Origin of the sequence: Haloechinothrix sp. LS1_15 (genome assembly GCF_033042135.1) — a bacterium.
In the GTDB taxonomy this organism is placed as follows: Bacteria; Actinomycetota; Actinomycetes; order Mycobacteriales; family Pseudonocardiaceae; genus Haloechinothrix.
Map to the genome: position 1 here is coordinate 168,771 of NZ_WBXM01000002.1, position 13,341 is coordinate 182,111.

Genomic DNA, 13,341 nt, shown 5'->3' on the forward strand with positions numbered 1-13,341 from the left:
GCATGCGTGGGCGTGGCAGGGTTGCCTACGATGGAGACGACGGCGCGGTCCACCCTCGAGGCGGCCGTGCGGCGCCGGGCAGTGCATCGCGCTGCTGGCGTGACCGACGACCACACCGAACGAAAACAGCGAGGTCGAACCGGATGGTTTTGGATCGCCTGCTCCGCGCGGGTGAGGGGAAGCTGGTCAAGAAGCTGCGCCGGATCGCAGACCAGGTGAATGCCCTCGAAGACGATGTCACCGGCCTCTCGGACGGCGAGCTGCAGGCCAAGACCGATGAGTTCCGCAAGCGGTACGCCTCCGGCGAGTCGCTGGACGACCTGCTGCCCGAGGCGTTCAGTGTGGCGCGGGAGGCGTCCCAGCGCGTGCTCGGCCAGCGGCACTTCGACGTTCAGGTGATGGGCGGTGCCGCGCTGCACCTTGGTCAGGTCGCCGAGATGAAGACCGGTGAAGGCAAGACGCTGACGTCGGTGCTCGCTTGCTACCTCAACGCCATCTCCGGGGACGGCGTCCACGTCGTCACCACCAACGACTACCTGGCCAAACGTGACTCCGAGTGGATGGGTCGTGTCCACCGCTTCCTGGGCCTCGAGGTCGGCGTGATCATGGCGCAGATGCCTGCCAAGCAGCGCAGGGCCGCGTACCAGGCCGACATCACCTACGGCACCAACAACGAGTTCGGGTTCGACTTCCTGCGCGACAACATGGCCTGGAGCCTGGACGACTGCGTGCAGCGCGGCCACAATTTCGCGATCGTGGACGAGGTCGACTCGATCCTCATCGACGAGGCGCGTACCCCGCTGATCATCTCGGGGCCCGCGGACCAGTCGTCCCGCTGGTACACCGAGTTCGCCAGGCTCGCGCCGCTGATGGCCAAGGACGTGCACTACGAGGTCGACGAGCGCAAGCGCGCCGTCGGTGTCACCGAGGCAGGCGTGGAGTTCGTCGAGGACCAGCTCGGTATCGACAACCTCTACGAGTCGGCGAACACGCCGCTTGTCGGGTATCTCAACAACGCGCTCAAGGTCAAGGAGCTGTACCAGAAGGACAAGGACTACATCGTCCGCAATGGTGAGGTGCTCATCGTGGACGAGTTCACCGGCCGCGTGCTGGCTGGCAGGCGCTTCAACGAGGGGCTGCACCAGGCGATCGAGGCCAAAGAAGGTGTGGAGATCAAGGCGGAGAACCAGACGCTGGCCTCGATCACGCTGCAGAACTACTTCCGCCAGTATGACAAGCTCGCCGGGATGACGGGTACGGCCGAGACCGAGGCCGCGGAGTTCCACCAGACCTACAAGCTCGGCGTGACCCCGATCCCGACCAACCGGCCGATGGTCCGCGTCGACCAGGCGGACCTGATCTACAAGACTGAGCAGGCCAAGTTCGAGGCCGTGGCCGAGGACATCGACGAGCACTACCGGCGCGGCCAGCCGGTGCTGGTAGGGACCACCAGCGTGGAACGCTCGGAGCACCTATCCAAGCTGCTGGTCAAGCGCGGTGTCCCGCATGAGGTGCTCAACGCCAAGCAGCACGGCAAGGAGGCCTCGATCATCGCGAGGGCCGGCCGTAAGGGCGCGGTGACCGTCGCCACCAACATGGCCGGTCGCGGTACGGACATCGTGCTCGGCGGCAACCCCGACATCATCGCCGACGAGGTGTTGCGCGAGCGCGGCCTCGACCCGGTCGAGAACTCCGAGGAGTACGAGCGGGCGTGGCCGAAGGTGCTGGAGGAAGTCACCGCGCGGGCCGAAGCGGAAGCCGACGAGGTGCGCGAGCTGGGCGGGCTGTACGTGCTCGGCACCGAACGGCACGATTCCCGGCGGATCGACAATCAGCTGCGCGGTCGTGCGGGCAGGCAAGGTGACCCCGGCGAGTCCCGGTTCTACCTGTCGCTTGGCGACGAGCTGATGCGGCGGTTCAACGCGAACATGGTGGAGCGGGTGATGTCCACCATGCGGCTGCCCGACGACGTGCCGATCGAGCACAAGATGGTCACCAAGGCCATCAAGAGCGCGCAGACGCAGGTCGAGCAGCAGAACATGGAGATCCGTAAGAACGTCCTCAAGTACGACGAGGTGATGAACCGGCAGCGCAAGGTCATCTACTCGGAGCGCCGCCGGATCCTGGAGGGCGAGGACCTGCGCGAGCACGCGCTGAACATGCTGCAGGACGTGGTCACCGCCTATGTCAACGAAGAGACCAAGGAAGGCTACGCCGAGGACTGGGACCACGAGCGGCTCTGGAACGCGTTGGGTGCGCTGTACCCCGTCTCGGTGACCTGGGAGGAGCTCGGCGAGAAGTACCCGGACCTGGACAGCGATGTGCTGCTCGATGAGCTGCTCGACGACGCGAGGGCGGCCTATGAACGCCGCGAGGCGGAAGTCGAGGCCGCTGCGGGCGAGGGCGCCATGCGCGAGCTGGAGCGGCGTGTCGTGCTCTCGGTGCTGGACCGCAAGTGGCGGGAACACCTCTACGAGATGGACTACCTCAAGGAGGGCATCGGGCTGCGCGCGATGGCGCAGCGTGACCCCGCCATCGAGTACCAGCGCGAGGGTTACGACATGTTCCAGGCGATGCTGGAATCGCTGAAGGAGGAGACGGTCGGGTACCTGTTCAACCTGCAGATCGAGAAGTCCGAGCCGGACCAGGTCGCTCCGGAGGAAGCCACCGAGATACCGGCGCCGAGCCAGTCGGGCGGTAACGGTAAGCGTGACAAGCAAGGGGGCAGGCACGCCAAGCCCGCCCCGCCGCAACCGCAGGTGGAGGACGAGACCGTGCCGCCAGCGTTGCGGGGCAAGGGACTCGAGGGCAGGCGCGAGACCGCCCTGACGTTCTCCGGGCCGAACGAGTCCGGGGGCGTCACCAGGCGCGGAGCCGCCGCCGAGAAGCAACGGTCCGCCGGAGAGTCCTCATCGGGTGGCGGTTCCCGGCGCGAGCGCAGGGCCGCGGCGCGCGCCGCCGCGAAGAAGGGCAAGAAGGGCTCCCGCTGAGCCCACGGCCCACCGGCGTGCGACGGCGCAGTGACCGTCGTCAGGCAGCGCTGCCCGCGCCGCCGGAAGCACTCGCGGTGCCTGCGGCTCGGTGCCGGTGGGCGGGCGAGAGCAACAGCTCGAAGCGCGTGCAGACCCAGCCGTGCCAGCGCGCGTCCATGCGCGCCAGTGCGGCCAGCGCGTGGGCGGGTCCGTGGGCGGTCGCGCATACGTGGAGGGTGTGGGTCCCGGTCCGCTCGCCGTGGACCGGACCGAACACATAGCGTGCGCCGGGTGGTCGCCACGGTGGCCGTTGCAGCATGCGGTACACCGCTTCACCGACCTCTGCACGTAGTTGGGCCGGGTATCGCTGACCGGCCGTCACTTCGGTGAGCGCGAGCAGCAGCGACCGCAGTGCGTGCCGCCCGGGTGGTGGCGGCACCCGGGCAGGCACGCTCTGCCCTGGCTCGGGGATGGTCGTGTCAGCGGTGGCCTGCCGTGCAGCAGGCAACACCAGCTGGTCCCTGCCCGCGCCTGCCCGGCGGGGGCGACGGCGGTCGGCAGGCTCGTACGGCACGAGCGGCCGCACGTCGGGATCGCATCGGGTGTGTGCCGTGGAGGACATGCGCGCTCCTCGATGGGACCGTGATCGGGTGGCGCCCGTCCGGCCATGGAGACCTCAGGCGCCCGTTGGTTCACCCAGCTAGAGGCGGGTCCGCGATGGCGCGGGACGGTTGTTCACCACACGGGTGAACCGGCGCCACCGGGCGCGGCCGCCGCGAAGCCGTGGTGGTCACGGCGCGCCAGCTCGAAGCAGAGCACGGCCGCGGCAGCGGAGACGTTGAGCGACTCGACTCCACCCGCCATGGGGATCGACAGCCAGCCGCTGATCAACTCGTGCACATCCGAGCCGATGCCGCCGGATTCACTGCCCAGAACGAACGCGGCAGGCGCATCGACCGGGGTGTCGAACAGCGAGTGGTCCGCGGCGGAGTGTAGCGCGTACAGCGGGTAGCCTGCCCCGAGCAGTTCCTCGGCCGCGGCGGCGGCGGTGGCGCAGCGCAGCACCGGTGCGCGGAATCCCCCCCCCGCCGATGCCTTCACCACCAGCGGGTCGAGGGAGGCTACGCCCTTGCGGGGGACGACGATGCCGTCGATGCCCGCTGCGGTGGCGGTGCGCAGGATCATCCCGACGTTCGCCTGCGTGGTGATCCCGTCGAGCAGCAGCACCCGGCGGGGTGCGTCCTCGCCGGTGAGCGCGGCCGCCAGCGGCCGCATGCGCGGGGCCACCACATCGGCCAGCACGCCCTGATCCTGCTTGCCGTTACCCGCCAGGACCTTCACGCGGTGCGCGCTGGCGGTGTGCACCGCGATACCACGTCGCCCGGCCGCGCGGCGGATCTCCCGTGCGGTGTCGCCGCGCGCCGTGTCGGCGATGACGACCTTGTCCACCGCGAGGCCGGTGTCGTCGAGCACCTCGAGCACGGGCTTGCGCCCGTACACCGTGATGAACCGGTCCTTGGGTGAGCTCACGCCGTCCGCCACGTCTCCAGCATCCCACGAGCCGGGATCGGGGGGCACCGCGTGGGCCCGCACCACGCGAGCGAGCTGTGGGCCCACGCGGTGCCCCGGCCGGTACTGCCCTCCGGGCCGCACGCGGGTGTGTCAGTATCGGGTCATGCCCGATCGTCTCTCCGCGGTGGACGCCTCCCTGATGTACATGGAGGACGCGTCCACGCCGATGCACGTGGGAAGCCTTGCCGTGTTCGAGCGCCCCGCGACAGGCTTCGATTTCTGTAGCGTGCGCGCGCTGGTCCAGCAGCGGCTGAGCTACCTGCCTCGCTACCGGCAACGGGTGATGGCCGTACCGGGTAACCTCGCGCGGCCGGTGTGGGTGGACGACGTGGATTTCGACATCACTTACCACGTTCGTCGTTCCGCGCTGCCCGAACCGGGTACCGACGCGCAGCTGGCCGAGCTGGTGGCACGGCTGATGTCCCGGCCGCTGGATACCGAGCGGCCGTTATGGGAGATCTACTTCGTCGAGGGACTCAGCGGTGACCGGGTCGCGCTCATCACCAAGACCCATCAGGCCGTGGTCGATGGCGTGGGCACGATCGAGCTGGGACAGCTGATCCTCGACGACACCCCGGCCGAGCCGGACGAGGGCGAGGACCTGTGGCGGCCGAGGCCGCAACCGAGCAAGACCGAGCTCGTCGCCGAGGCCGTCGGCGAGACCGTGCAGCAGCCGGGTGTGCTGGTGGACAACGCCCGCTCGCTGGCCGCCGACGCGGCGGGCGTGCTCGGCAGGGTGACCGGGGTGGCGGGCGGCATCGCCGCGACCCTGCGCACGCTCGCGCGACCGGCCCCGCGGTGCCCGCTGAACGTGGAGGTTTCCGCTGGTCGGGTGTTCGCCGGCGTACGGACCCGGCTGGCGGACTACCGGGAGATCCGCGCGGCACACGGCGGCACGGTCAACGACGTGGTGCTGGCTGCGATCACCGGGGCACTCCGGGAATGGATGCTGAGCAGGGACGTGGTGTTGACCGATACCACCACGGTGCGAGCGCTCGTGCCGCTGGCCGTGGTGGATGCCGACACGATGGCGCACTCCCCGGCAGGGATCGTGGGCAACGAGGTCGTGCCGCACCTGGTGGACCTGCCGGTGGGCGAGGCAGACTCGGTTGTGCGGCTGCAGCACGTCAGCCACGGCATGCGGGAGCACCGTGACAGCGGCAGGTGGGTAGCTGCCCGATCGCTGGCCCGGATGGGGGGTTTCGCGCCCCCGACACTGCACTCGCTGGGAGCCCGCGCCGCAGGTACGCTGTCGAACCGGATCTTCAACCTGGTGGTCACCAACTCGCCCGGCCCCCAGGTGCCGATGTACGCGGCGGGCGCGCGCATGTCGGAGATGTTCCCGATCGTGCCGTTGCTGCGCAACCACGCCCTGGCCGTCGGTGTGACATCCTATGACGGCGGTGTCTATATCGGACTGAACGGGGACAGGAAGGCGGTGCACGACATCGACGCGTTCGCGACCATGCTGGAGGAATCCGTGGCGGAGCTCAAGGAGTACAGCCGATGAGGGTCTACGTGCCCGCTACCGTGGGCATGCTGCAGGAGCTGGCTGAGCAGCAGGAGATCAGCCCGGTCAGCGGTACCGCCTTCGCCGTGACCCCCGCGCTACGGGAGTTCTACACCAGCGGCTCGACCGAGGAGCTGGAGTACGCGGCCATGCAGGACGCCGCGCGGGCCTCGCTCCGGCTGCTCACCGGTGAGCGGGACCGGGCGACCGAGGATGAGCGGCCTGCGCGGCGCAGGGCGGTGATCTCCGCGGACATCGACGACGTCACACACCGCTCGGACCTGGACGCCGCCGTGGTGCGGATCGCGGGCGCGATCCCGCTCAGCAAGGTGGCCGCGGTGCACGTCGATACCTCGGAGGCAGAGGAGGCCGTCGAGGCGGCAGTGGACGCCATCGATGCAGCCGACCTCGGTGATCCCGACGCCGAGCTCACCCTCGGCGACGTCGAGGACCACGAGCTTGCCTGGTACGCACCCCAGGAGCTGTCGCTGCTGTTGCAGCTGCTGTAGGGGCGTGGCGCCGACCGCCTCCCCGGATTCGTGTGGCCGCCCCACGATGGCATGGTTCATGTCAGGATGGGTGGCACAGCCCACAAGGCTTTGCTGAACGAATTCGGGAGGCGAGATACCCATGGACGCGATCACCTCCGTTCCCACCCCCAGGAACGAGCCGGTGTACACCTATGCTCCGGGCAGTGCCGAGCGTGAGTCGTTGCAGCGCACGCTCGCCGAACTGGCCTCGGGTACCAGGGAGCTGACCCAGACGATCGGGGGCGACCAGCGGATGGCCCGCGGGGAGTCGTTCGACGTGGTGGCTCCCCACGAGCACGGGCACGTGCTGGGCCGCTGTGGCCAGGCCAGCGAGGAGGACGTCGCCGAAGCGGTCACCGCCGCGAAGGAGAGCGCTCCCGCGTGGCGGCAGCTGCCGTTCGACGAGCGTGCCGCGGTGATCCTGCGCGCGGCCGACCTGATCTCCGGACCGTGGCGTGACACCATCAACGCCGCGACCATGCTGGGACAGTCCAAGTCGGTCCACCAGGCCGAGATCGACGCTGCCTGCGAGCTGATCGACTTCCTGCGGTTCAACGTGCACTTCGCGCGCCGCATCCTCGCCGAGCAGCCGATCTCGGTGCCTGGCACGTGGAACAGGATGGAGTACCGCTCGCTGGAAGGGTTCGTCACGGCGATCACGCCGTTCAACTTCACCGCCATCGCGGGCAACCTGCCGACCGCGCCCGCGCTGATGGGCAACACCGTGGTGTGGAAACCGACGCCGACGCAGCAGTTCGCGGCGCACTACTTCATGCGCGCGCTGGAGGCCGCGGGTATGCCGCCCGGTGTGATCAACATGGTCACCGGTGACGGGGCAGCGGTGAGCAAGGTGGCACTGGCCGACCCGGACTTCGCCGGCCTGCACTTCACCGGCTCGACGGGAACCTTCAAGAAGCTATGGCGCACCATCGCCGACAACCTCGACTCGTACCGGCACTACCCGCGGATCGTGGGCGAGACCGGCGGCAAGGACTTCATCGTCGCCCATCCGTCGGCCAATGCCGACAAGGTCGTCACGGCGATCGTGCGTGGCGCGTTCGAGTATCAGGGTCAGAAGTGCTCCGCCGCGTCCCGAGCCTACGTGCCGCGGTCACTGTGGCAGGGCGGGCTGCGCGAGCAGCTTGTCGATGTCACCAAGACGATCAGCTACGGCGATATCCGAGATTTCTCCAACTTCGGTGGCGCGGTCATCGACCACCGCGCTTTCGCCAAACACAAGGCTCTTCTGTCCAGTGTGGAGTCCGATCCGGAGTTGGACGTGATCGCTGGTGGGTCGTGCGACGACTCCGTCGGATACTTTGTGGAGCCGACGGTGCTCACTTCCACCAATCCGAAGCATGACGTGTTCGCCACTGAGTACTTCGGACCGATCGTGGCGGTGTACGTCTACGAGGACGCCGAGTACTCGGACATCCTGCGGCTGGTGGACTCGACTGCACCGTACGCGCTCACTGGCGCGGTTTTCGCCGACGACCGGCAGGCCGTCGCGGAGGCCCACGACGCGCTGCGGTACACGGCGGGGAACTTTTACGTCAACGACAAACCAACGGGCTCGGTGGTCAACCAGCAGCCGTTCGGCGGCGCCAGGGCATCCGGCACCAACGACAAGGCGGGCTCGCTGTTCAACATGGTGCGGTGGGTCAGCCCCCGCGCCGTCAAGGAGAACTTCGACGCGCCGACCGACCACACCTACCCGCACATGGGCTGATAGCGGGGGTGGTGAGCCGAAGGACTCCTTCGGTACATATCCGGTACCCGAGGAGTCCTTCGGCTCGCCCTCCTGTCAGTTGGGCATCTCCTCGAAGTCCTCCAGGTCCTCGATGCCCTCAAGCTCCTCGAGCTCCTCGAGCTCGTCGAGGCCACCCATGGGCATCTCGGACGCTTCGCCGACCTCGTCCTCGGGGGGCGCCTCCACTGTGACCGGCTCGCCCCAGTCGCTGTAGGTCACGGTCATCGAGGACTCAGCCATTCCGGGGGGCATGTGCTCGCCCATGTGCTCGGCCATACTCGCCATTACCGCGCCGATGTCCACGGTGTACTTCAGCGGCAGCTCGTTCTCGCCGATCCACAGCTCCACCGGCACCGTGCCGAACTCGACATCCCCCAGGCCGCGCTCGATTTCCGGCTGCAGTTCGGCGACGTACTGCTCGATGACCTTGTCGGCGTCCATCTCGATCAGGTAATAGGTGGCCGCTTCGCCGTCGAGCTCGGTGTCGAAATCGCTCTCGACGATCTCACCGGATTCGGCGAGTGCGTCGAGCGTGTGGCTCGGGTCGTTCTGTTCGATCATGCTCTCGTCGACGAACGGTGAATCCTCGATCGACGTCGCGACCCACGGCTTGTCCGGGTCATCGGACATACCCATACCCATGCCCATCCCCATGCCGCCGTTCGACGCCTTGACGTAGAGCACGCCGTCGACCAGCCGCATCTCGGTCTCGGAGCCCATGGTGTCCATGGTCATGGCCATGGCTGAGTCAGCGCCCGCGAACTCGCCTTCCCCGGAGGCGGTCGTCGTCATGCCCGCCATGTCCATCTCCATGGTGAACTTCGCGGTGGAGTGCTCCTGAGCGCTCGCGCTGGCGACTGAGGCCAGCTCGGTGACGTCCTCGAACGTGGTGATCCCGCTGCCGCACGCGCTCAGCGCCAGCAGACCGGTCGCTGCGCCGGTCGCCACGAGGGACGTCCGCAGTGATTTCCGCATGTGCTTCTCCCACAACGTTTGCTGCGCGCCCTGATGCCGCATCGATCTACCTGGATGCGACGCGCGCCCGGATTCAGGTTTCCAGGTTACCCTCCGCAGCCGGGAGAGGGTCGCCTTATGGCGTGATTGCGCGCTCCGGCCTCGACCGGTTCCCGCGCGGCAGGTCGGCGGGCTGCCGAGGCACGACCTACTCCTGCGCCGTTCCCATGCGGGAGGCCAGCAACCTCCGTAGTGAGCGCAGCCGCCCGACCGTAGCGGCGTCGGCGTCGAGGAACCGCTCCAACGTGCAGTCCGGGTCGTCCTGGCCACCGAGGTGCCCGCAGCCTGATGGGCACTCCTCGGCAGGCTCGGCGAACTCCGGGAAGGCCGAGACGATATCGCTCGGCGTGACGTGAGCGAGCCCGAAGGAGCGTACGCCGGGGGTGTCGATGACCCACCCACCGCCGGGTAGAGGCAGTGCTATCGCGGTCACCGACACGTGCCTTCCCTTGCCGACCGCGCTCACCTCGCCGGTGCGTAGGTCGGCGTCCGGCACGATGCGGTTCACCAGCGTGGACTTGCCAACGCCCGAATGGCCGACCAGCGCCGATACCCGGCCGGTGAGCAGCTCGACCAGCTCGTCGACCGGCTGGTCGTAGCGAGTGATGATCGACGGGACGGCCAGGTCCGCGTACCGGGACAGCAGCTCGTCCGGTGCGGCCAGATCGGCCTTCGTCAGGCACAGCACCGGCTCCAGCCCGCCCGCGTAACAAGCCACCAGGCAGCGATCGATGAAGCCGGTACGCGGAGGTGGGTCGGCCAGCGCCGTGACGATCAGCAGCTGCTCGGCACCGGCGACCACGACCCGCTCGTACGGGTCGGTGTCGTCGGCGGTCCTGCGCAGCACGCTGCTGCGGGGCTCGACGCCGACGATGCGGGCGAGCGTGCCAGGAGCACCGCTGGTGTCACCCACCAGTCTGACCGTGTCACCGACGACCACCGGGGTGCGCCCCAGTTCCCGCGCGCGCATCGCGACGACGACGCGGTTCGGGTCGCCGTCGATCGCGCAGTTCCACCGGCCGCGATTGACCGAGATCACCAGGGCCTGCACGGCATCGGCGTGCTGCGGGCGGCGCTTGCTCCGTGGCCGTGATCCCTTGCCTGGCCGGACCCGGACGTCGGACTCGTCGAGATCGCGCCAGTCCCTGTGCGGCAACGCATCCCTTCTTTCGCTGCTTGCCCACGCGGCTGCTCCCCGACGATGATCCCCTATGCCCGTGTACGGCACCAATGCCGGGTCACCTGCTCGCGCAAGCTCGCGCGGTGCCGGTGTACGTGCGAGGATGATCGGTGAGCCCGGGGTGACCGTACGGTTCTAGTGTTGGGTGAGGCGAGACGGGATGTGTGGGCGGTACGCGGCGACGAAGGATCCCGCCACCATCGCGCGCGAGTTCGACGCGGTCGACGAGAGCGTGGGGGAGTGCGCGCCCAGTTACAACGTCGCTCCCGGTAAGCCGGTACCCGTGGTGGTGCGGCGGCACCTGCGGTCCGCGGACGGTGAGGTGCTCACCGACCGGGAACCCACGACCAGGGTGCGTGCGATGACCTGGGGCTTGGTTCCGTTCTGGGCGAAGGACCGGGGGATCGGTCATCGCATGATCAACACGAGGGCGGAGACCGCGTCGACCAAACCGGCCTTCCGGAAAGCGCTGGCGCGGCGGCGGTGCCTGCTCCCGGCGGATGGCTGGTTCGAGTGGCAGCGGCTCACCGCAAGGGGCCGCACGATCAAGCAGCCGTACTACATGACACCGGCAGACGGTGAAGGGCTCGCCTTCGCGGGGATCTGGGAGACCTGGCGTGACCCCGAGCTTCCTGACACCGCCGCGCCTCTGGTGACGTGCTCGGTGCTGACCACAGCGGCTGCCGACTCGCTGTCCGAGATCCACGACCGGATGCCGCTGGTGCTGCCGAGGCAGTCGTGGGACGCGTGGTTGGATCCGGATCGGCCGGACGTCGCCGAGCTGCTCGCGCCGCCACCTGCGAGCCTCGCGGCCGCGCTCGAGGTACGGCCGGTGTCGACCAGGGTGAACAACGTGGCCAACGACGGTCCCGAGCTGATCCAGCGGGCCGAGCAGGCAAGCGATGACCGGCAACCGTCGCTGTTCGACGACGAGGGTAATCCATGACCACCGCGACGATCCAGACCCGGTACGGCCCGGCGCGCGCCGAGTTGCACTGCGCGGAGGAGGGCAGCGCGGCGTTGCTGCTCGGGCACGGCGCGGGTGGCGGCATCGACGCCAAGGATCTCGTGGTAGTCACCCGGGCCGCGCACGACGCCGGGGTGCACGTCGCGCTGGTCGAACAGCCCTACCGGGTCGCGGGGCGCCGGGCGCCCGCGCCGCGCAGGCAGCTCGACGACGCGTGGTTGACCGTAGCGGACGAGCTGGCCGAGCGTTGGTTCGACGAGATGCCGATGATTTTCGGTGGCCGGTCCTCCGGGGCGCGGGTGGCCTGCCGGACGGCCGAGGCGGGCTCCGCCGTAGCCGTGCTGTGCCTGGCGTTCCCGGTGTGCCCGCCCGGTAAGCAGGAGGCGCGGGCGAGCAGGCAGGCCGAGCTCGACGCGGTGACCGTGCCGGTCCTCGTGGTGCAGGGCGAGCAGGACCCCTTCGGCCGTCCCGACCCCGGACGGCATCACGAGATCGCGATGGTGCAGGGCAATCACGCGCTCGACACCGACCTGGATGCCGTGTCCAGGGTGACCACCGAGTGGCTCGGCAGGGTGCTCCGCCCGCTGGTGTGACCCGCACCGGTCTGCTCGTCAGGACCGTCACCTTCGTGCCTGCGTGGCCTGGGGCACGCCACGGAATGCGGCCACGAGAGGTGACGTTACACCCGGTATGCCGATACCGACCGTGACGGGCGAGCCCAGGGTTCGCACGGTGCCGCGGGCACCGTCGGGCACCCTGGCGCCGAGCCGCGTATCCTCAGCGGGGACGTATGCGTACCCGACCATGAACGCCTTACAGGGCGGGTCCGGTGCCGGCGCGGAACCGGGAGGAAGCGGTTTGGCTGACCAGAGCCAGCAGGAACGGGCCGAGGGCAATGATCAGGGCCCCGGCCAGGAGCGGAGCGGGCAGGAGCAGGCCGAGCTCATCGCGCGGTTCGAGCGCGACGCGATGCCGCTGCTCGACCAGCTCTACTCGGCGGCCATGCGCATGACCCGCAATCCGGCGGATGCGGAGGACCTGGTCCAGGAGACCTACCTGAAGGCCTACCGGGCCTTCGCGAGCTTCACCGAGGGCACCAACCTCAAGGCCTGGATGTACCGCATCCTGACCAACACCTACATCAACGGTTACCGCAAGCGCCAGCGCCAGCCCGCCGAACAGCCAACGGAGGAAATCCAGGACTGGCAGCTCGCGCAGGTCGCGGGCCACACCTCGGGAGGACTGCGCTCTGCCGAGGTGGAGGCGCTGGACAGGCTGCCCGACACCGATGTCAAAGCGGCCCTGCAGCGGCTGCCGGAAGAGTTCCGGCTGGCTGTCTACCTCGCGGACGTGGAAGGCTTCGCCTACAAGGAGATTGCCGAGATCATGGAGACCCCCATCGGCACGGTGATGTCGCGGTTGCACCGTGGCCGTGGCCAGCTACGGGAGTTGCTGGCCGACACCGCGCGGGAGCGGGGGTTCATCCGGGACTCGCGCGAGGAGGTGGCGCGATGACCAGCACCAGTTGCGGCGAGCAGGACGGCCCTGACTGCACGCAGGTCCTTGCCGAGGTCTATCGCCTGCTCGACAGGGAGTGCCCGCAGGAAAAGGAAGCCGAGCTGCGCAGGCACCTCGAGGAGTGCCCGCCGTGCCTGGAGCAGTACGGCATCGGCGAGCAGCTGAAGAAGCTACTCGCCCGCAAGTGCGGTGGCGAGCATGCCCCTGACGGGCTGGCGGAACGGCTCCGCGAGACGATCCGGGCGACCGTGGCCGAGCGCACCGGCGACGACGTCCTCGCCCCTGGCGCGGACACGGAAGCGCGCGAGGCCTGAGCGCCACGCCATTC

12 protein-coding genes are annotated in these 13,341 nt (G+C 68.8%); 8 read left to right on the plus strand and 4 right to left on the minus strand.

Annotation, left to right across the window (positions count from 1 at the left end):
- Positions 1-143: 143 nt before the first annotated feature.
- Complete coding sequence (gene secA / locus F8178_RS03665; protein ID WP_317493190.1) at positions 144-2,990, plus strand: preprotein translocase subunit SecA; 2,847 nt, start codon at positions 144-146, stop codon at positions 2,988-2,990.
- A gap of 40 nt (positions 2,991-3,030) precedes the next feature.
- Here secA and F8178_RS03670 read toward each other — a convergent pair whose 3' ends face one another.
- Together F8178_RS03670 and F8178_RS03675 are read right to left on the minus strand one after the other, a co-directional pair.
- Positions 3,031-3,594, minus strand: a complete 564-nt coding sequence (locus F8178_RS03670) for an Rv3235 family protein (protein ID WP_317493191.1) — start codon at positions 3,592-3,594, stop codon at positions 3,031-3,033.
- Between the two features lie 113 nt (positions 3,595-3,707).
- Positions 3,708-4,514: an RNA methyltransferase gene (locus F8178_RS03675; protein WP_317493192.1), complete on the minus strand. Its 807-nt coding sequence runs from the start codon at positions 4,512-4,514 to the stop codon at positions 3,708-3,710.
- 133 nt (positions 4,515-4,647) lie between these two features.
- Between F8178_RS03675 and F8178_RS03680 the strand changes: the two genes are divergently transcribed.
- The 3 genes from F8178_RS03680 to pruA all read left to right on the plus strand — a co-directional run bounded on the left by F8178_RS03680 (position 4,648) and on the right by pruA (position 8,313).
- On the plus strand, positions 4,648-6,054 hold the full coding sequence (locus F8178_RS03680; protein WP_317493193.1) for a wax ester/triacylglycerol synthase family O-acyltransferase: 1,407 nt from the start codon (positions 4,648-4,650) through the stop codon (positions 6,052-6,054).
- Positions 6,051-6,563: a DUF6912 family protein gene (locus tag F8178_RS03685; protein WP_317493194.1), complete on the plus strand. Its 513-nt coding sequence runs from the start codon at positions 6,051-6,053 to the stop codon at positions 6,561-6,563. The genes F8178_RS03680 and F8178_RS03685 overlap by 4 nt, the downstream gene beginning before the upstream one ends.
- Positions 6,564-6,684: 121 nt before the next feature.
- On the plus strand, positions 6,685-8,313 hold the full coding sequence (pruA, locus tag F8178_RS03690) for an L-glutamate gamma-semialdehyde dehydrogenase (RefSeq protein ID WP_317493195.1): 1,629 nt from the start codon (positions 6,685-6,687) through the stop codon (positions 8,311-8,313).
- 75 nt (positions 8,314-8,388) lie between these two features.
- Here the strand turns inward: pruA and F8178_RS03695 are convergent, their stop codons facing one another.
- A complete protein-coding gene (locus F8178_RS03695; protein ID WP_317493196.1) occupies positions 8,389-9,309 on the minus strand; it encodes a hypothetical protein in 921 nt (306 codons plus the stop codon).
- Positions 9,310-9,496: 187 nt separating this feature from the next.
- The gene (rsgA, locus tag F8178_RS03700) at positions 9,497-10,504 is read right to left on the minus strand and encodes a ribosome small subunit-dependent GTPase A (protein ID WP_317493197.1); all 1,008 of its coding nucleotides are present in this window, start codon (positions 10,502-10,504) and stop codon (positions 9,497-9,499) included.
- A 184-nt stretch (positions 10,505-10,688) separates the two neighbouring features.
- On the opposite strand from rsgA, the gene F8178_RS03705 reads away from it, so the two are divergent.
- The 4 genes from F8178_RS03705 to rsrA all read left to right on the plus strand — a co-directional run bounded on the left by F8178_RS03705 (position 10,689) and on the right by rsrA (position 13,327).
- Positions 10,689-11,474, plus strand: a complete 786-nt coding sequence (locus tag F8178_RS03705) for an SOS response-associated peptidase (RefSeq protein WP_317493198.1) — start codon at positions 10,689-10,691, stop codon at positions 11,472-11,474.
- Positions 11,471-12,088 carry an alpha/beta family hydrolase gene (locus F8178_RS03710; protein ID WP_317493199.1) on the plus strand — a complete coding sequence of 206 codons (618 nt, stop codon included), beginning with the start codon at positions 11,471-11,473 and terminating at the stop codon, positions 12,086-12,088. The genes F8178_RS03705 and F8178_RS03710 overlap by 4 nt, the downstream gene beginning before the upstream one ends.
- A 211-nt stretch (positions 12,089-12,299) precedes the next feature.
- Positions 12,300-13,010 (plus strand): sigma-70 family RNA polymerase sigma factor, encoded by a 711-nt coding sequence (locus tag F8178_RS03715; RefSeq protein WP_396344968.1) that lies wholly within the window; start codon positions 12,300-12,302, stop codon positions 13,008-13,010.
- The gene (gene rsrA, locus F8178_RS03720) at positions 13,007-13,327 is read left to right on the plus strand and encodes a mycothiol system anti-sigma-R factor (RefSeq protein ID WP_317493201.1); all 321 of its coding nucleotides are present in this window, start codon (positions 13,007-13,009) and stop codon (positions 13,325-13,327) included. The genes F8178_RS03715 and rsrA overlap by 4 nt, the downstream gene beginning before the upstream one ends.
- The last annotated feature ends 14 nt before the right edge of the window (positions 13,328-13,341 follow it).